The sequence below is a fragment of the Pseudomonas sp. AAC genome, assembly GCF_000725445.1.
GTDB lineage: Bacteria > Pseudomonadota > Gammaproteobacteria > Pseudomonadales > Pseudomonadaceae > Pseudomonas > Pseudomonas citronellolis.
In genome coordinates, this window is record NZ_KL647098.1 from 121,978 (window position 1) to 139,383 (window position 17,406).

The window sequence follows — 17,406 nt, forward strand, 5'->3', positions numbered from 1 at the left end:
GGCTGGGGGGACAACCGCCTCAGCCTAGCACAGGGCGCCGCCGCACCCGGGGTTCGGCCCGGCGCGTATGCCGGGCCGATGGGGTTTCCGGTCAGGCCTTGGCCGTCGCCAGGTAGGCGCCCACGCGCCGGCCCATTTCCTCGCCCAGGGCCTGCAGGCCGCTCATGGGGCGCACCATGACTTCGAACTCGACGATGCGGCCCTGTTCGTCGAAGCGGATCATGTCGATGCCCTTGAGCTCGCGGCCGTTGACCTTGGCGCTGAACTCCAGCACCACGCTCAGGCCGTCGGCGCTGGCCAGCTCGCGGTGGTAGGTGAAGTCGGCGAAGACCTGCAGCACGGTGTTGAGGATGGTCGCCGCCACCTTCGCGCCCGGGTAGGACGTGTGCGCCATGGGCGAGCGGAACACCACGTCCTCGGCCAACAGCTCGGGCAACGCGCCGAAGTCACGCTGCGCGATCATGCGGTGCCAGTGCTGGAGGGAGGCGGCAGCCCGGGGTTGCAGTTGCAATTCGCTCATCATCGGTTCCTCTGTCTCGTCGTTCTTGTAATGCAGGGCCATCCGGCAGCGCCGGACGCCGTGGTCAGAGGAACCATAAGACCGGCCCCGGCGCGGCTCAATGATCGCAAATGACAGACCTATGACCCGCGCGCACAGCGGCTCAGTGGATGGCCGGCGTCACCAGGTAGCTCAGCAGTTGCTCGTCGTCGCCCGGCTCGACGGACAGCGCCGGCCGCGGCAACACCTCCAGCACCGCCTGCCAGAAGGCCCGCGCCGCCTCGTCCTGGCGGTAGAAGCGCACCAGCCAGGCGCCCTCCCCGCGCGTCAGCACCTGGGTCGCCACGGCGCGGCCGATGCCCTGGCGGCGGTACTTCTTCAGGATGAACAGGTCGGCCAGCTCCAGGGCATCGATGCCCGGCAGTTCGCTGCGTTCGATGAGCACGAAGCCGGCGATGAAGCCGTCCACCAGCACCAGCTCGGCGCTCCACTGCGGCGCCTGCCAGTAGCGCGCCAGGTGTTCCTCGTGGATGTAGAAGCGGCCGTCGGCCTCGACGTCTTCCTGCTCCCAGTCCGAGGACTCGTAGGCATAGAACTGGTAGAGGTTGCGGATCAGCTCGCTGTGCTCGGGGCCGGTCCGCATCAGCTCGACGGTGGTGGTGCTCATGGGCGGTGCTCGCGGGTGGCGGTCATGGGGTGCTCGGTGTCTGGCGCGGGCGCGCATTCTTCACCAAAGCGCGTACCGGTGCCAGCGCGGGGCACCGGACACGGGCCCCGCTTAACCTCTAGACTAGGCGCTTTCCCACGCCCAGGAGGCGCCATGTCGCAAGCCCGCTACCAGTTCACCCCCGGCGCCGACCCCCAGGCCCGGGCCGTCGTGGAGGAAGGCCTGCGCGCCTATAACGTCGAGCAGATGGGCACGGCGTATGGCTATGAGGGTTTCGAGCTGTATGCCCGTGATGCCGAGGGGCAGTTGGTGGGCGGGTTGTTCGGCCATTCGGGGATGGGGTGGTTGTACGTGGACTATCTGTGGCTGGACGCACGGCAACGCGGTGCCGGGCTGGGTGCGCAGTTGCTGGTGCTGGTTGAGGAGGAAGCGCGGCGTCGTGGGTGTGTGGGGGTGTTCCTTTATACCTACAGCTTCCAGGCGCCGGGGTTCTATCGGAAGCAGGGGTTCGAGCTGATGGGCGTGCTGGAGGATTGCCCGCCGGGGCATCAGCGGTTTTATCTGAAGAAGCGGTTGGTGGGGCCGGATGGTTGTGGTGCGTGACCTGGAGAGCGCCCTCTCCCTAACCCTCGGCTGCGCGCCCCGCCCTGAAGGGAGAGGGGACCGTTGGGCAGGGCTGGGTGTTCTGGAGTTAGCCGGCAACGCCGAAGGTTTCCGGCTGAAACCAGGCCTTCTCTCGGCACGGACTGGCCCCCACCAGATCAAGCAGAACCACCGCAGTTACCGGCCAGGTTCGGTATGTGGCCTGAAGAGCGCCCTCTCCCTAACCCTCTCCCTGAAGGGAGAGGGGACCGTTGGGCAGACGCTGGTGTTCTGGAGTCAGCCGGCTAGCACTGAGATTGCCGGCTGAAACCAGACCTTCTCTCGGCACGGACTGGCCCCCTCTCCCTTCAGGGAGAGGGCTGGGGAGAGGGAGCGGCGTCAACCCAACACACCTCACCCACCAGCAAACACCCTCCCCTCCGCCCCCTCAAACACCGCCACCAGATCGAGCACCGTACTCTCCAGATAATCCCCCGCCCGATACGCCGGCTTCACCCCGTCCCACCCCGCCACCACCACCTGCGGCCGTTCGATGAAGCGCCCGACCACCTCGAACCCGGCATCCAGCACTACCACCAGCGGAATGGCCACGCGCTCCAACCCCAGGCGCTGCTGCAGTTCATCCTCGGCGCGCCCCTTGGAGATCACCGCCAGGTCGATGCGCGGCTGCTGGCGGCACAGCCAGTCCAGGGCGGTGATGTTGAGCTGGCAGTCCGGGCACCACATCTCACCGGCCACCAGCAGGTGGTAGCGGCCTTGCACCGCGGCCAGGCGTTCGCGGGTGGCGGCGCTGATCAGGCCCGGCTCTTCGAGCCTTTGCTGCACCGCGCGCACCGCGGCGATTTCCGCCGGCAGGCCGCGGGCGACGAAGGCGTCGAAGCCTTCGCCGATGGCGAAGAGTTCCTGGTAGCTGGCCATTGCGGGCTCCCTCGTTTGTCGGTCGATCGGGGCATCCCAGCAGAAATGGCCGGCGGCGGCAATCTCACTGCTTCAGCGGCGTCAGCACCGGGGCCTTTTCGTCCAGCAGCATCCACACCAGCAGCCTGGCCGGCTGCGTCGCGCTGGCGTTGCGCGAGACCAGGTGCGGCGTGTTGGCCGCCTCATACCAGGACTGGCCGGCCTTGTAGGTCACCGGCGGCTGGCCCTCTAGCTGCGACACCACCGCGCCTTCCAGCACGTAGGCGAACACCGCGCCGGCGTGGACGTGGGGCGCCGAGGCCTCGCCAGGCTTGTAGCTGACCTCGATCAGCAGGCCCTTCTTGCCGGGGGCGTCGGGCAGCGCGTGTTCCTGCAGGGTGGCGATCTTCTCGTGCTCGGCCCCGTGGGCCAGCGCGGGCAGCGCCAGCACCAGGCCGGCGAACAGCAGATTGCGAAGGGACATCGGACGGCTCCTCGGGCCAGGGGCCCAGCGGGTTGAAGGGCTGTTGCCCCCCAAGCTACGCCGGCCCCGAGGCGGGCCCAATAGCCAATCGCGGCGAAGTTCGCCAGTCCACTGCCCTGCCCTAGCCGATGAACAGCCGGTACGCCGGGTTCTCGCTCTCGTCCCAGTAGCGGTAGCCGATGGCGTCGAGCACCGCGACCAGCTCGTCGCGCTCGTGCTCGGGCACCTGCAGGCCGGCCAGCACGCGGCCGTCGGCGGCGCCGTGGTTGCGGTAGTGGAACAGGCTGATGTTCCAGCGCCCGCCGAGACGTTCGAGGAAGTTGAACAGCGCCCCCGGCCGCTCGGGGAATTCGAAGCGGAACAGCCGCTCCTGCTCCACCTGCGGCGCGCGGCCGCCGACCATGTGGCGGATGTGCAGCTTGGCGGCCTCGTTGTCGGTCAGGTCCAGCACCGGGAAGCCCCGCTCGCGCAGTTGCTCCACCAGCGCCGGGCGCGGGTCGTTCTGCGGGTGGGTCTGGATGCCGACGAAGATCTGCGCTTCCTCGCTGCGGTCGTAGCGGTAGTTGAACTCGGTGATCTGGCGCTTGCCCACCGCCTCGCAGAAGGCCTTGAAGCTGCCCGGGCGCTCGGGGATGGTCACCGCCAGGATGGCCTCGCGCTTCTCGCCCAGTTCGGCGCGCTCGGCGACGTGGCGCAGGCGGTCGAAGTTGATGTTGGCGCCCGAATCGATGGCCACCAGGGTCTGCCCCGCCGCGTCGTCGCGCTCGACGTACTTCTTGATCCCGGCCACGGCCAGGGCGCCGGCGGGCTCGGTGATGGAGCGGGTGTCGTCGTAGATGTCCTTGATCGCCGCGCAGATTTCGTCGCTGCTGACGGTGATCACCTCGTCCACGTAATGGCGGCACACCTCGAAGTTGTGCGCGCCTATCTGCGCCACCGCCACGCCGTCGGCGAACAGGCCCACCTGTGGCAGCACCACGCGCTCGCCGGCGGCCAGCGCGGCCTGCAGGCAGTTGGAATCGTCCGGCTCGACGCCAATGACCTTCACTTCCGGGCGCAGGTATTTCACATAGGCGGCGATGCCGGCGACCAGGCTGCCGCCGCCCACCGGCACGAAGATGGCGTCCAGGCGCCCGGGGTGCTGGCGGAGGATTTCCATGGCCACGGTGCCTTGCCCTGCGATCACGTCCGGGTCGTCGTAGGGCGGCACGAAGGTGTAGCCGTGGACCTCGGCCAGTTGCAGGGCGTGGGCCAGGGCCTCGGGGAAGGCGTCGCCGTGCAGCAGCACCTTGCCGCCGCGGGAGAGCACGCCCTGCACCTTCAGCTCCGGCGTGGTGCGCGGCATGACGATGGTCGCGCTCACGCCCAGTTCCTTCGCCGCCAGCGCCAGGCCCTGGGCATGGTTGCCGGCGGAGGCGGCGATCACCCCGCGCGAACGCTCCGCGGTGCTCAGTTGCGCCAGCTTGTTGTAGGCGCCGCGGATCTTGAAGGAGAACACCGGCTGCAGGTCCTCGCGCTTGAGCAGCACCTGGCAGCCCAGGCGCTCGGAGAGCTGCCGGGCCGCTTGCAGCGGGGTTTCGATGGCCACGTCGTAGACCGGCGCGGCGAGGATCTTGCGCACGTATTCCTTGAGCAGCGCGTCCTGGCTCATGCGCGCGCCTCCCGGGTTCGGCCGCCGGCCGGCAGGCTGTCGAGCAGGTCGGCGCCGCAGGCGTCATCGGTATGGGAATCCATGAGGGGCTCGAACTGCCGGGCGTTGATCAACCGATCCGCCTGTTCGATGGCCTGGGTGACGCGGTGGGGGCTCATTGGGCCTGTCTCCTGCTGGGCATTTTCACGGGGCCCGGGAGACAGTCAGAAAAAACCCGCCTCCAGGGCGGGTTCGGTGGACGTCGGCTAACCCGCCAATTGCGTAATGGCGGTAATAATGATTCGGCCGAAGTTCAGGGTTGTGCGGGTCATGCCGGCCAACTTAGGCGAAGCCGGGGGCGGCCGTCAAGCGTCGGCGTCGAGGTGGACCAGGACGTTGACGATGTGCCCGGCCGGGTCGCGCAGGAAGAAGCGGCGAACGCCCCAGGGCTCGTCCCGCGGCCCGAAGAGGATTGCCGCGCCGGCCTCGCGGGCCCGCTGCAACACGGCCTCCAGGTCGTCCACCTCCACCGACAGCGCCGGCACCGGGGCGCCCCCGCCGCCCTCGCTGGCCAGGGAGAACTGCGCACGGGCGCGGCCCTCGCTGCCCAGGGTGAGAATCCAACCGTGGTCCATCAGCAGGTCCAGTTCGAATACCTGCCGGTAGAAGGCCGCCAGCGCCGCCGGATCGTCCACGGCCAGGTTGGCGACCAGGCGTCTGACAGCCATGGCCTACTCCATTTTTCAATTCGCCGGGGAACAGTGGCGATCTTCGACGGTCTTTCCAGGATAGGCCAGGAAATCGCCGGCAACAGCCCCATCGCCATGCAGGCAAACCGGCAGAAGTCCCAGGCCTGGCCATACTGTCGATACCGCTCGATGCAGGGATCGCCCAACCGCGAACAGGGAGACGTCCTTCGTGCAGAACTTCCTTCACCGCTACCAGACCGCCTACCGCAAGCTGCGCAACCTGCATTGCAGCGGCCTCACCGCCATGCACCGGGCCTTCCGCTATGCGGCCTTCGGCAGCACCGGGCGCTTCGTCAACGGCTATACGCAGATGCGCATCCACCTCAGCCGCTGAAAGCGCCCGCCCCGCCTCAGCCGAGCAGCGCGCTCACATCGAGCAGGCCGTCACGGCGCGGCGGGCACCAGTAATAGCCACCGGTCAGCGGGCGGCTGAAGCGGTACAGGGCGTCGACGATGCCGTCTTCCAGGCCGCTCATGCGCCGCAGCTGCGCCTCGAAGGCGTCCAGGCTGCGGCCGAAGGCCAGGAACATCAGCCCGGCCTCGGCGCCTGCGGTCCAGGGCATCGAGCGGCGCACCACGAAGGCCTCGGGCTCGAAGCTCTCCTGGGCGGTGCGCTTGACGTGTGCGGACTCGGGCGCCTCGTCCAGTTCCTCGTTGTCGCTCTTGCGCCGGCCGATGATGTCGTCCTGCTCGGCCTGGGGCAGCGCGGCGAAGGCCTGCAACTGGTGGCGCCACTGCTGGATGGCGGCGAAGCTGCCGCCGTCCAGGCCGGCGCCGGCGCCAGCGACGACCGCCGCATCCACCGCGTCTTCATCCTGCGGGTTCTCGGTGCCGTCCTCGTAGCCGGTCAGGTCCAGGCCGGCGCCGTGGCGGAAGGCCTCGACCTGCTCTACCAGCGTCAACGCCGGCGCCAGTTCGCGCGCCAGCGCATGGGTGCGCAGCAGCAGGTCGCCGCGGTCCTCGCCGCGCAGCCACACCCACAGGGCGTGCTGGGTGGACGGGTTGTCGACGCCGGCGCCGGACAGCGCCGGGAACTCGCGCAGCCCCTCGACCTGGCGGCCCAGCACACGCACCAGAGATTCGCCGAAGCCGACCACCGCGCTTTCGCCGTCGGCCAGCTGCAGCAGGCGGTCGAGGGCGGCCGGCAGGTGTTCCGTGGCCTGCAGGTCGAAGAACAGGTGGCGGGCCTGGGCGGGAACCGGGGTGGCGAGAATGCCGGGCTGGTAGAGGCTCATGGGGCGTCCTTGGGCGAAAAGGCGCGATTCTACTGGCTGGCGGCGGCTCCGCGTCAATGCGCGGCGCCCGCTGCGGCGCTTCTGCCCATGCCGGGCAGGCCGGACGCAGCGGTCACGAAACGCCTTGCAGGTCAGCCCGGCGCCGGCACCCGCGTTGTTCTTATCGAACACCTACTGTCAAATATTTCTGACTATCGGCGCAGCTCAACCGCACTAAATCAAACAGTTGAACGAATCAAGCCTGCTCGCCTGTCATTTTTTTCATTCAATCGCTCTGTAATTGTTTGACATATTTTACGTCTTTGGCAGACTGCTCGCCCGTTGCGTTCCGGCCGGCAGTCCCTCCTGCCGACCGGGCCCGGCACCCGCCGGGGCCGCCAAGTCCAAAAACAAAAACCGCCAGTCTGCGCCTCCCCTACCCGCCAAGCGCACCTGGCCAGCCAATGGAAAGAACGAACAAATGCTGATCTGGTTTGTCGGGATCTACCTGCTGATTACGGTCATCGTCGGCTTCTACGCCGCGACCCGCGTGCACAACTCCTCGGACTACGCAGCGGCCGGCCGCAGCATGTCCTTCCCCCTGGTCGTGACCATGGTGTTCGCCACCTGGTTCGGCTCCGAGGCCGTTCTGGGCATTCCCGCCACCTTCCTCCAGGAAGGCTTCGCCGGGATCATCGAAGACCCCTTCGGTTCCTTCGGCTGCCTGATGCTGGTGGGCCTGGTCTTCGCCCGCCCGCTGTACCGCCTGAACCTGATGACCATCGGTGACTTCTTCCGCAAGCGCTTCGGCCAGCACGTGGAAATCTTCACCAGCCTGGTGATCATCATCTCCTACATGGGTTGGGTAGCCGCCCAGCTGACCGCGCTCGGCGTATGCTTCAGCGTGCTCTCCGACGGCGCCATCACCACCACCCAGGGCATGCTCATCGGCACCGTGATCGTGCTGCTGCACACCCTGTTCGGCGGCATGTGGTCGGTGGCCCTGACCGACTTCCTGCAGATGATCATCATCGTCTGCGGCCTGTGCTACCTGGTCTGGCTGATCGGCGACATGGCCGGCGGCCCGCAGGTGGTGATCAGCCACGCCGCGGCCGAAGGCAAGTTCCACTTCCTGCAGGGCACCTCGGCCAAGGACATAGTCGCCTTCCTCGGCGCGGCGGTGACCATGATGTTCGGCTCCATCCCGCAGCAGGACGTGTACGCCCGGGTGATGTCGGCCAAGACCGAGAAGATCGCCTCGCGCGCCACCATGACCGGCGCCGCCTGCTACCTGGTGTTCTGCATGCTGCCGATCTTCCTGACCTACGCCGCGTCGATGATCGACCCGCAGATGGTCAAGCACTGGCTGAACGAGGACGCCCAGCAAATCCTCCCGCACCTGATCATGGAGCGCACCCCGATGTTCGCCCAGATCATGTTCTTCGGCGCCCTGCTCTCGGCGATCATGTCCTCGGCCTCCGGCGCCCTGCTGGCCCCGTCGGTGACCCTCACCGAGAACATCCTCAAGCCCATGCTGCCGCACCTGAACGACCACCAGGCGCTGAAGCTGATGCGCGCCAGCGTGCTGGCCATGACCATCGCCACCTGCCTGTTCGCCTTCTACTCCAATGCCAGCATCTACGAGATGGTCGGCAACGCGTACAAGGTGACCCTGGTCGCCGCCGTGGTGCCGCTGTTCTTCGGCCTGTTCTGGAAGCGCGCCACCACCCAGGGCGCCCTGACCGCCATCGCCTGCGGGCTGATCGGCTGGATCTCGCTGGAGATGGGCCACCAGGAAGGCGACTTCTGGCCGCCGCAATTGGTGGGCCTGATCTGTAGCGCCTTCGGCATGATCATCGGCTCCCTGGCCCCGCAGCTCAGCAAGAACCACGGCGACCACACCGAGACGCTGACCGAGCAGGCCGCAGCAGCTGCCGCTGGCAACTGAGCCTCGCGCTACATGGAAGAGCCCCGCCTTGGCGGGGCTTTTCTTTTGCGCGCTCTTCGTAGGAGCAACTGTCTTGCGCCGAGATGCTCTTCGTAGGATGGGTTGAGCTTGCGATACCCATGCTGCCGTGGTGATGGGTATCGCTTCGCTCAACGCCATCCTACGAAAAGCCGTGCTTCCTGGAACCGTAGGACCTTGTCCGCGATAGCCGGACGTCCCGGCGCGATTCGCGGATGAGATCCGCTCCGCCCCACCCGCACCATTTCCCTGTAGCGGCGATGATGGGTATCGCTTCGCTCAACGCCATCCTACGACGGTGCGCCTTCCGCCATGTGAGTGGAGCAATTGCCCGCTCCAAGCATTCGTGATTCCACGGCAAATATCCTTTGCTGCTGCCCGCGTTTTTCTCAGCAGTGCATCCCCGGATACTAAGCTCCAGTGCAACCCATCCCCCACAGGAGCTTCCCATGAGCATTCCCGCCCTCGGCCTCGGCACCTTCCGCCTCAAGGACCAGGTGGTCATCGACTCGGTATCCACCGCCCTGGAGCTGGGCTACCGCGCCATCGACACCGCGCAGATCTACGGCAACGAGGCCGAGGTCGGCCAGGCCGTGGCGGCCAGCGGCGTGCCGCGCGGCGAGCTGTACCTGACCACCAAGATCTGGACCGAGAATCTCTCCCGCGAGCGGCTGATCCCCAGCCTGGAAGAAAGCCTGCACAAGCTGAAGACCGACTACGTCGACCTCTGCCTGATCCATTGGCCCTCGCCGGGCGGCGCGGTGCCGGTCGCCGAATACATGGCGGCCCTGGCCGAGGCCAAGGCCCGTGGCCTGGCCCGCGAGATCGGCGTGTCCAACTTCACCCTGGCGCTGATGCAGCAGGCTATCGACGCGGTCGGCGCCGGCGAGATCGCCACCAACCAGGTGGAGCTGCACCCCTACCTGCAGAACCGCAAGGTCGCCGGGTTCGCCGAGCGCCACGGCATCCGCATCACCTCCTACATGACGCTGGGCTACGGCAAGGTGCTGGGCGACGCGGTGATCGGCGAGATCGCCCAGCGCCACGGCGCCACCCCGGCGCAGGTGGTGCTGGCCTGGGCCATGCAGCTGGGCTACGCGGTGATCCCCTCCTCCACCCAGCGCGCCAACCTGGCGAGCAACCTCGCCGCCCGCGAGTTGCGCCTGAGCGAGGCGGACATGGCCGCCATCGCCGCCCTGGAGCGCAACGAGCGCATCACCAGCCCGGCCAGCCTGGCCCCGGCCTGGGACTGAAGCCGGCGGCTTGCGCTGCGGCCACGGCGCGGGTAAATGTCGTGGCCGCCACTTTCGCGGCGCCGAGGCGCTGGAAGCCACCGCCGCGGAACTGCGCCAGCACGCGCCGGGCATCGAGGTGCGCTGCGTGCCTTTGTCTGCAGTGCCCATGCCCGGGCAGAATCTGTTGCTGGATGGCGGGGCTTATCCGGGGACGTTTTGAGGGGCGGCTTTACTTGTAGGAGCGAGTTTGCTCGCGAACAGAGTTCACCGGGAATGCAGGTGCTGGATTTGGGAGCGCCCTCTCCCTAACCCTCTCCCTGAAGGGAGAGGGGACCGTTGGGCAGAGCTGGGTGTTCTGGCGTTAGCCGGCAACACCGAAGGTTTCCAGCTGAAACCATCCCTTCTCTCGGCACGGACAAGCCCCCTCGCCCTTCAGGGCGGGGCGCGCAGCCGAGGGCTGGGGAGAGGGAACGGAATCAACCCCATGCACCACCCCCACCGGCAAACACCATTCGCGAGCTAGAAGCAGCCACCGACAGGGCCCCGATGAAAGTCCAATCCGACGAACTCCGCACCTTCACCACCGTCATCGACAGCGGCTCCATCACCGCCGCCGCCGAGCAGCTGGGCCTCACCGCCTCGGCCGTCAGCCGCACCCTGGCGCGCCTGGAGGACAAGCTCGGCACCACCCTGCTCAACCGCACCACGCGACGCATGAAGCTCACCGAGGAGGGCCGCTTCTTCCTAGACAGCGCGCGGCACATCCTGGCGCGGATGGACGAGCTGGAAGAACGCCTGGCGCTGCGCCAACAACGGCCGGCCGGGCGCCTGCGGATCAACGCCGCCTCGCCCTTCATGCTGCACGCCGTGGTGCCGCACATCGACGCCTTCCGCGCGCAGTACCCGGACATCGAGCTGCAGCTGAACACCAACGACCTGAACATCGACCTGCTGGAACAGAGCACCGACGTCGCCATCCGCATCGGCACCCTCAGCGATTCGACGCTGCACGCCCGGCCCCTGGGCAGCAGCCGGCTGAACCTGCTGGCCAGCCCGGCCTACCTGGAAAAGCACGGCGCGCCGCAGAGCGTGGAAGACCTGGCCCGGCACAGCCTGCTCGGCTTCACCCAGCCGGAAAGCCTGAACGTCTGGCCACTGCCCCATGCCGGCGGGGAAAGCCTGGCGATCACCCCCGACCTTTCCGCCTCCAGCGGCGAGACGCTGCGCCAGCTGGCCCTGGCCGGCCAGGGCATCGTCTGCCTGGCGGGTTTCATGACCTGCCACGACATCGCCGCCGGGCGCCTGGTCAAGGTGCTGCCGGAACTGGTGCGCGAGCAGCGCCAGCCGATCAACGCGGTGTACTACCGCAACTCGCAGCTGGCCCTGCGCATCCAGTGCTTCCTGGACTTCATCCAGGAACGGCTGGCGACCACCCTCGGCGGCTGATCAGTCCGCCGCCACCACGCTCGCGGCGGGCTGCTTCGGCTGGCTGGTCAGGGTGGTGCCCACCGAGGCGAGCATGATCGCGGCGATGGCCAGCCACTGCAGCACGGTCAGCTGCTCACCGAGGAACACCAGGCCGGACAGCGCGGCGAAAGCCGGCTCGATGCTCATCAGGGTGCCGAAGGTGCGCGCCGGCAGGCGCGTCAGGGCGATCATCTCGAGGGTGTAGGGCAAGGCGCTGGAGAGCACCGCCACGCCCAGCAGCGCCGGGATCAGCTGCAGGTCGAACAGCGCGGCGCCGGAATGCACCAGGCCCACGGGGAAGATGCATATCGCCGCGATGGTCACGCCCATGGCCGCCGTCTGGGTGCCGTGGTCGTTGCCGGCGCGCTGGCCGAACAGAATGTACATCGCCCAGCAGGCACCCGCGCCCAGGGCTAGCGCGGCGCCCAGCGGGTCGACGCCATGGCCCAGCTCGCCGATGGGCAGCAGCAGCCAGAGGCCGCACACGGCGATGGCGATCCACAGGAAGTCGATGGGCTTGCGCGAGAAGTACAGCGCCACCGCCAGCGGCCCGGTGAACTCCAGGGCCACGCCGACGCCCAGCGGAATCGTGCGCAGGGCCATGTAGAACATCAGGTTCATGCCGCCCAGGGTGATGCCGTAGGCCAGCAGCGGCCCCCAGGAACTGCGCGCGACGGGCTTGCGCCAGGGGCGCAGCACGGCGAGCAGGATGATCGCCGCGAACAGCAGGCGCATGGCCGTCACGCCCTGGGCGCCGAGCACCGGGAACAGGCTCTTGGCCAGGGCCGCCCCGCCCTGGATCGAGGCCATGGAGACGAGCAGCACGGCGACCGGGAAGAACAGCGTGGCGAAACGGGAACGCGGCATGGAGGCAGACCGAAAAGGTTGAAATGCAGCCAGGGACCTGGCGTATGCTTATGCGCAACATAATGCGCAAAATCGGTCGAATGAGCAATATATTGCCCAACACCAACGAACGCCCCAGCGTGCTCGTCCACGTCGCCGACAACGTCAAGACCCTGCGCCGCGCCGCGGGCCTGAGCCAGGACGCCCTGGCCAAGGCCAGCGGCGTCAGCCGGCGCATGCTGGTCGGCATCGAAGGCGGCGACACCAACGTCAGCCTGGCCACCCTCGACCGCATCGCCGCGGCCCTCTCGGTGACCTTCGCCGACCTGGTGCGCGCCCCGCAGACCGGCGACCTCTCGCGGGTCGACGTGGTGGCCTGGGCCGGCCGCCAGGCCGAGAGCCGCGGCACCCTGCTGGCCAGCACCCCGGCCCGCGGCCAGGCCGAGCTGTGGCACTGGGCCCTGGCGCCGGGCGACAGCTATGACGCAGAGCCCGATGCCGAGGGGTGGTATGACATGGTTTACGTCATCGAGGGGCACCTGACGCTGGAGATTGGCGACCAGCGTTGGGAGGTGGCCAGCGGGGGGTTCCATGTGTTCAAGAGCAACCAGCGGTTTTCCTATCGGAACCTGGGGGATGGGTTGCTGCGTTTTGTGCGCAATGTGGTGAATTGAGGGGGCTTTTCGTAGGAGCGAGCTTGCTCGCGAACGGCGCTCACTGGCGGTTATGGCGTATTGGGTTGGCTCCGCAACCCTCTCCCCAGCCCTCTCCCTGAAGGGAGAGGGGGCTAGTCCGTGCCAGTGTCGACAATTGTTTTAGCCGGAAGCCCTGGAACTGCCGGCTGACTCCGTAATACACGTTTCTGCCCAACGGTCCCCTCTCCCTTCAGGGAGAGGGTTAGGGAGAGGGCGCTCTCAAACCCAGCACCTGCAATCCCCAGCCAACTCTGTTCGCGAGCAAGGACTAGGCGTCCCCCTCGCTCCTACGAAAAGCCCCCCACCCAGCAACGAAAAAGACCCGCCGAAGCGGGCCTTTCTCTCATGCCGGAAGCCTCAGAAACTCTGCGGCATCTCCCCCCGCGCCAGGCGGGCGTTGATGTCGGCCACCACCGCCGGCAGCTCCGCAATGGTGTCGATCAGGTAATGCGGGCGCGAACCCTCGAACATCTGCCCGATACGCCGGCGCTCCTGTTCCAGCCTGTCCTGCGGCAGCGCCTTGTACTGCTCGTAGGTCAGGCCCAGGGCGTTGCCCGAGCAGGTCAGCGCCACGGTCCACATGCCGGCGCGGCGGCCTTCGAGGATGCCCGGCCAGGTGTCGTCGACCTTCACGCAGGCGGCCACGTCGTCGATGCCCAGGGCGATCACGTTGGCCAGGGCCTGGGCCGGGTGCGGGCGGCCGTTGGGCACTTCGTCGGTGGCCACCACGTGGTCGGCGACGTAGCCGTTGCTGGCGGCCAGCTTGACCACCTTTTCCATCACCACCGCCGGGTAACCGGAGCAGGAGCCGATCTTCAGGCCCTGTTCGCGCAGTTGGGCGATGGCATCGAGGGCGCCGGGGATCAGCGCGGAGTGCTCGGCGATCTTCTCGATCTGCAACGGCATGAAGCGCTCGTAGATGGCGGTGACGTCATCGTCCGTCGGCGTGCGGCCGAACTTGGCCTGGTAGCGCTCGGCGATGGCCGGGATGTCGCAGAGGGTGCGGATGTGGTCCCACTTGCCCATGCCCATGGGGCCGCGGGCTTCTTCCAGGCTGACCTGCACGCCGAACTCGGCGAAGGCCTCGACGAAGATCTGCGTCGGCGCGAAGGAGCCGAAGTCGACCACGGTGCCGGCCCAGTCCAGTACCACGGCTTGCAGTTGCTTGGGTTGTTCGTAGTTCATCGTTTGCATCCTGTTGTCGGGCGCAGGCCGGGCCTGCGCCGGGAAAGGGGTTCAGATCTCGAAGACTTCCATCTCGCGCAGCGTCTGGGCGATGGCCGCCACCGCCTCGCGCATGCCCTGGGCGTCGACCTGGCCGATGCAGCCGACGCGGAAGGTTTCCACCTGGGTCAGCTTGCCCGGGTAGAGGATGTAGCCCTTCTCGCGCACCCGGTTGTAGAACTCGGTGAAGCTGTAGCGGGTATCGCGCGGGGCGTGGAAGGTGACGATGATCGGCGCCTGGATCGCCGCCGGGAGGAAGCTGCGGAATCCGAGTTTGGCCATCTCGCCCAGCAGAGTCTGGCAGTTGTCCGCGTAACGATTGTGACGGGCTGCCAGGCCACCCTCCTCCTCGTACTGGCTCAGCGCCTCGTGCAGCGCGGCGACCACGTGGGTGGGCGGGGTGAAGCGCCACTGGCCGGTCTTGGCCATGTAGGCCTGCTGGTCCTGCAGGTCCATGGCCAGGGAATGGCAGTTGCCGGCGCTGGCCGCCAGCGACTCGTTGCGGGCGAAGACGAAGCCCATGCCGGGCACGCCTTCCAGGCACTTGCCGGAAGCGGCGATCAGCGCGTCGAAGGGCACCTTGCGGGCGTCGATGTCGAGGGCGCCGAAGGAGCTCATGGCGTCGATGATCAGGCGCTTGCCGTGGGCCTCGACGACCTTGGAGATGGCTTCCAGCGGGTTGAGGATGCCGGTGCTGGTCTCGCAGTGGATCAGCGCCACGTGGGTCACGGCCGGGTCGGCGGCGAGCAGGCGATCGACGTCCTCGGCGGTGGTCGGCACGTCCTCTTCGGTCTCGAAGGTGCTGAACTGCCGGCCGATCACCTGGCAGATCTTCGCCAGGCGCTTGCCGTAGGCGCCGTTGATCAGCACCAGCACCTTGCCGTCGCGCGGCACCAGGGTGCCCACCGCGGCCTCGACGGAGAAGGTGCCGCTGCCCTGCAGCGGCACGCAGGTGTGGCTGCCTTCGCCATGGATGATGGCCAGCAGGCGGGAACAGACATCGGCGGTCAGGGCGTTGAAATCGTTGTCCCAGGAGCCCCAGTCGACCAGCATGGCGCGGCGGGTCCGCGGGGAGGTGGTCAGGGGGCCGGGGGTCAACAGGATGGGCGCGCGCTCGGCAGTGCTCATGCTCGGTTCCTCTATCAGGGGAAAACCTGTGCGGGGTGAGGTTCTTGTCGCGGCCCGTCGAGCGGGCCTGGACATACGTTGCCAAGCGACGCGTTATCGCTCAAATTGTTTGTCATGATCCAAGGCATAAGTCGGACCTATACCCTATGAACCTGTTCCAGCTCCGCGCCTTCGACGCCGTAGCCCGCGAAGGCAGCTTCACCCGCGCCGCCGAGCGCCTGTTCATCAGCCAGCCGGCGGTGACCGGGCACGTCAAGGCGCTGGAAGAGCACTACCAGGTCAACCTGTTCCGCCGCACCGCCCGCGCCGTGGAGCTGACCGAGGAAGGCCGCCGCCTGGCGGCCATCAGCCGCACGCTGTTCGCCCTGGAGGAAGAGGCCGAGACGCTGCTCGACGCCAACCGCAAGCTGCTCAGCGGGCGCATCGAGGTGGCGGCCGACGGCCCGCACCTGGTCATGCCCCTGCTCGCCCGCCTTCGCGCGCGCTACCCCGGCATCACCGTCAACCTGCGCCTGGGCAACGCCCAGGAGACGCTGAACGCGCTGCTCAGCGAGCACGTGGACGTGGCCGTGGTGACCGAGGTGGACGAGCGGCCGGGGCTGTACCTGCGCGATTTGGTGGAATCTCACCTGTGCGCGCTGCTGCCGGCGGAGCACGCCTGGTGCGGGCGCAGCGAAGGCATTCCACTGGCGGAGCTGGACCAGCAGATCATGGTGCTGCGCGAGCCGGACTCCATCACCCGTCGCACCTTCGACCGCGCCTGCGGCGCCCTGCCGATACAGCCGCGGGTGCTGATGGAGCTGAGCAGCCGCGAGGCGGTCACCGAAGCGGTGGCGGCGGAGCTGGGCATCGGCATCGTCTCCTCGCTGGAAGTCAGCCGCGACCCGCGGGTACGCGCCGTGCCGCTGCTCGGCGAGGCGCTGGTGAACCGGCATTCCCTCGGCTGCCTGGAGCGGCGCCGCGGCTTGCGGGTGGTGAGTGCGTTCCTGGAGCTGGCGGAGGATGGCGGGGCCTGACCTGCCGTTGACGACGGATAATCGCGGACGGAGTCCGCTCCTACACACCCCGCATAGGCACGGCACCGTAGGATGGGTTGAGCTTGCGAAACCCATGCGGTTGCGGTGATGGGTATCGCTCCGCTCAACCCATCCTACGGGGTGTTGCCGGAAGGTGTACCGTCCGCGATTGCCCCCAAGGCGACGCCGGACTAGCCAGCCCCCTCCCACAAATCCTCGCGCACCACATCGAGGAAGGTCGACACTATCCGCCGCGAACTCTGCTCGCGCAGGCACACCAGGGTCTCGCTCATCCGCCTTTCACAATCGACTATCGGCAAAGCATGCACCCGGCTATCGGCGCCGAACTCGGCGGCCGACACCACGCCCAGGCCGATGCCCGCCACCACCGCCTCGCGCGCGGCCTCGCGGCCTTCCACCTCGATGGCCGGGCGGATGCGCAGGCCGGCGCGGTGCATTTCTTCCTCCAGCGTCTGGCGCGTCACCGAGCCCTGCTCGCGCAGCACCAGTGGCGCGTCGTCCAGGTCCGCCAGGCGGATCGACTCGCGCCCGGCCCAGGGATGGCCGCTGGCGACGAAGGCGACTATGGGGTCGCTGCGCAGGGTCACCGACAGCAACCGCTCGTCCTCCACCGTGCGCCCCAGCAGCGCCAGGTCGGCCCGGTAGTTGAACAGCGACTGCAGCGATTCGTCGGTGTTGCCGCTCTCGATGCGCACGTGGATGCCCGGGTAGCGCTGGCAGAAGCGCGCCACCTGCGGCAGCAGGTGCACCGCGGCGTCCACCGCCAGGGTCAGGTTGCCGGTCTGCAGGGCGCTGGAGGCCGCCAGCAGCTCGTGGGCCTCGGCCTCGATGACGAACAGCCGCTGGGTCACCGCCAGCAGGCGCTCGCCCAGGTCGGTCAGGCGCACCGAGCGCTTGTTGCGGTGGAACAGCAGCACCCCGTAGCGCTCCTCCAGCTTGCGCACCTGGTCGGAAACCGCCGGCTGGGTGAGGAACAGGCGCTCGGCGGCGCGGGTGAAGCTGCCGGTCAGCGCCACGGCGTGGAAGGCCTTCAGTTGCGCGTGGGAAACCTGCATGGGCCTGGCT

General features: G+C 67.9%; 19 protein-coding genes. 7 read left to right on the plus strand and 12 right to left on the minus strand.

What is annotated here, in order from left to right:
• Window positions 1-91: 91 nt before the first annotated feature.
• Together FG99_RS18155 and FG99_RS18160 are read right to left on the minus strand one after the other, a co-directional pair.
• A complete protein-coding gene (locus tag FG99_RS18155; RefSeq protein WP_043271721.1) occupies window positions 92-520 on the minus strand; it encodes a nuclear transport factor 2 family protein in 429 nt (142 codons plus the stop codon).
• Between the two features lie 142 nt (window positions 521-662).
• Complete coding sequence (locus tag FG99_RS18160; protein ID WP_070878490.1) at window positions 663-1,223, minus strand: GNAT family N-acetyltransferase; 561 nt, start codon at window positions 1,221-1,223, stop codon at window positions 663-665.
• 96 nt (window positions 1,224-1,319) lie between these two features.
• Between FG99_RS18160 and FG99_RS18165 the strand changes: the two genes are divergently transcribed.
• On the plus strand, window positions 1,320-1,769 hold the full coding sequence (locus FG99_RS18165) for a GNAT family N-acetyltransferase (protein WP_043271723.1): 450 nt from the start codon (window positions 1,320-1,322) through the stop codon (window positions 1,767-1,769).
• Between the two features lie 393 nt (window positions 1,770-2,162).
• Here FG99_RS18165 and FG99_RS18175 read toward each other — a convergent pair whose 3' ends face one another.
• The 5 genes from FG99_RS18175 to FG99_RS18190 all read right to left on the minus strand — a co-directional run bounded on the left by FG99_RS18175 (window position 2,163) and on the right by FG99_RS18190 (window position 5,508).
• Window positions 2,163-2,687 carry a thioredoxin family protein gene (locus FG99_RS18175; protein ID WP_043271725.1) on the minus strand — a complete coding sequence of 175 codons (525 nt, stop codon included), beginning with the start codon at window positions 2,685-2,687 and terminating at the stop codon, window positions 2,163-2,165.
• Window positions 2,688-2,751: 64 nt separating this feature from the next.
• The gene (locus FG99_RS18180; protein ID WP_043271726.1) at window positions 2,752-3,150 is read right to left on the minus strand and encodes a cupin domain-containing protein; all 399 of its coding nucleotides are present in this window, start codon (window positions 3,148-3,150) and stop codon (window positions 2,752-2,754) included.
• A 121-nt stretch (window positions 3,151-3,271) separates the two neighbouring features.
• Complete coding sequence (ilvA, locus tag FG99_RS18185) at window positions 3,272-4,786, minus strand: threonine ammonia-lyase, biosynthetic (RefSeq protein ID WP_043272208.1); 1,515 nt, start codon at window positions 4,784-4,786, stop codon at window positions 3,272-3,274.
• An 11-nt stretch (window positions 4,787-4,797) separates the two neighbouring features.
• Window positions 4,798-4,959 carry a hypothetical protein gene (locus tag FG99_RS32170; protein WP_156060087.1) on the minus strand — a complete coding sequence of 54 codons (162 nt, stop codon included), beginning with the start codon at window positions 4,957-4,959 and terminating at the stop codon, window positions 4,798-4,800.
• 186 nt (window positions 4,960-5,145) lie between these two features.
• Window positions 5,146-5,508: a VOC family protein gene (locus tag FG99_RS18190; RefSeq protein WP_043271727.1), complete on the minus strand. Its 363-nt coding sequence runs from the start codon at window positions 5,506-5,508 to the stop codon at window positions 5,146-5,148.
• Window positions 5,509-5,698: 190 nt separating this feature from the next.
• Here FG99_RS18190 and FG99_RS32510 point away from each other — a divergent pair, with 190 nt between their 5' ends.
• Window positions 5,699-5,863: a hypothetical protein gene (locus tag FG99_RS32510; RefSeq protein ID WP_167361018.1), complete on the plus strand. Its 165-nt coding sequence runs from the start codon at window positions 5,699-5,701 to the stop codon at window positions 5,861-5,863.
• A gap of 16 nt (window positions 5,864-5,879) precedes the next feature.
• Here the strand turns inward: FG99_RS32510 and FG99_RS18195 are convergent, their stop codons facing one another.
• Window positions 5,880-6,764, minus strand: coding sequence for a Dyp-type peroxidase (locus FG99_RS18195; protein WP_043271728.1), 885 nt, complete (start codon window positions 6,762-6,764; stop codon window positions 5,880-5,882).
• Between the two features lie 460 nt (window positions 6,765-7,224).
• Between FG99_RS18195 and FG99_RS18200 the strand changes: the two genes are divergently transcribed.
• The 3 genes from FG99_RS18200 (at window position 7,225) to FG99_RS18210 (ending at window position 11,390) form a co-directional block, all read left to right on the plus strand.
• Window positions 7,225-8,691, plus strand: a complete 1,467-nt coding sequence (locus tag FG99_RS18200) for a high affinity choline transporter 1 (protein ID WP_043271729.1) — start codon at window positions 7,225-7,227, stop codon at window positions 8,689-8,691.
• A 467-nt stretch (window positions 8,692-9,158) separates the two neighbouring features.
• Window positions 9,159-9,962 (plus strand): 2,5-didehydrogluconate reductase DkgB, encoded by an 804-nt coding sequence (dkgB, locus tag FG99_RS18205; protein WP_043271730.1) that lies wholly within the window; start codon window positions 9,159-9,161, stop codon window positions 9,960-9,962.
• Window positions 9,963-10,490: 528 nt separating this feature from the next.
• Window positions 10,491-11,390 carry a LysR family transcriptional regulator gene (locus FG99_RS18210; RefSeq protein WP_043271731.1) on the plus strand — a complete coding sequence of 300 codons (900 nt, stop codon included), beginning with the start codon at window positions 10,491-10,493 and terminating at the stop codon, window positions 11,388-11,390.
• Here FG99_RS18210 and rhtA read toward each other — a convergent pair whose 3' ends face one another.
• Window positions 11,391-12,278, minus strand: a complete 888-nt coding sequence (gene rhtA, locus FG99_RS18215; RefSeq protein ID WP_043271732.1) for a threonine/homoserine exporter RhtA — start codon at window positions 12,276-12,278, stop codon at window positions 11,391-11,393. It abuts the gene before it with no gap.
• A 50-nt stretch (window positions 12,279-12,328) separates the two neighbouring features.
• Between rhtA and FG99_RS18220 the strand changes: the two genes are divergently transcribed.
• On the plus strand, window positions 12,329-12,931 hold the full coding sequence (locus tag FG99_RS18220) for a helix-turn-helix domain-containing protein (RefSeq protein ID WP_051879041.1): 603 nt from the start codon (window positions 12,329-12,331) through the stop codon (window positions 12,929-12,931).
• A gap of 378 nt (window positions 12,932-13,309) precedes the next feature.
• Here the strand turns inward: FG99_RS18220 and phnX are convergent, their stop codons facing one another.
• On the minus strand, window positions 13,310-14,137 hold the full coding sequence (gene phnX / locus FG99_RS18225; RefSeq protein WP_043271733.1) for a phosphonoacetaldehyde hydrolase: 828 nt from the start codon (window positions 14,135-14,137) through the stop codon (window positions 13,310-13,312).
• 51 nt (window positions 14,138-14,188) lie between these two features.
• Complete coding sequence (locus FG99_RS18230; RefSeq protein ID WP_043271734.1) at window positions 14,189-15,304, minus strand: 2-aminoethylphosphonate--pyruvate transaminase; 1,116 nt, start codon at window positions 15,302-15,304, stop codon at window positions 14,189-14,191.
• 146 nt (window positions 15,305-15,450) lie between these two features.
• Here FG99_RS18230 and FG99_RS18235 point away from each other — a divergent pair, with 146 nt between their 5' ends.
• Window positions 15,451-16,320: a LysR substrate-binding domain-containing protein gene (locus tag FG99_RS18235; protein WP_043271735.1), complete on the plus strand. Its 870-nt coding sequence runs from the start codon at window positions 15,451-15,453 to the stop codon at window positions 16,318-16,320.
• Between the two features lie 191 nt (window positions 16,321-16,511).
• Here the strand turns inward: FG99_RS18235 and FG99_RS18240 are convergent, their stop codons facing one another.
• The gene (locus FG99_RS18240; RefSeq protein WP_009622435.1) at window positions 16,512-17,396 is read right to left on the minus strand and encodes a LysR substrate-binding domain-containing protein; all 885 of its coding nucleotides are present in this window, start codon (window positions 17,394-17,396) and stop codon (window positions 16,512-16,514) included.
• Window positions 17,397-17,406: the final 10 nt, after the last annotated feature.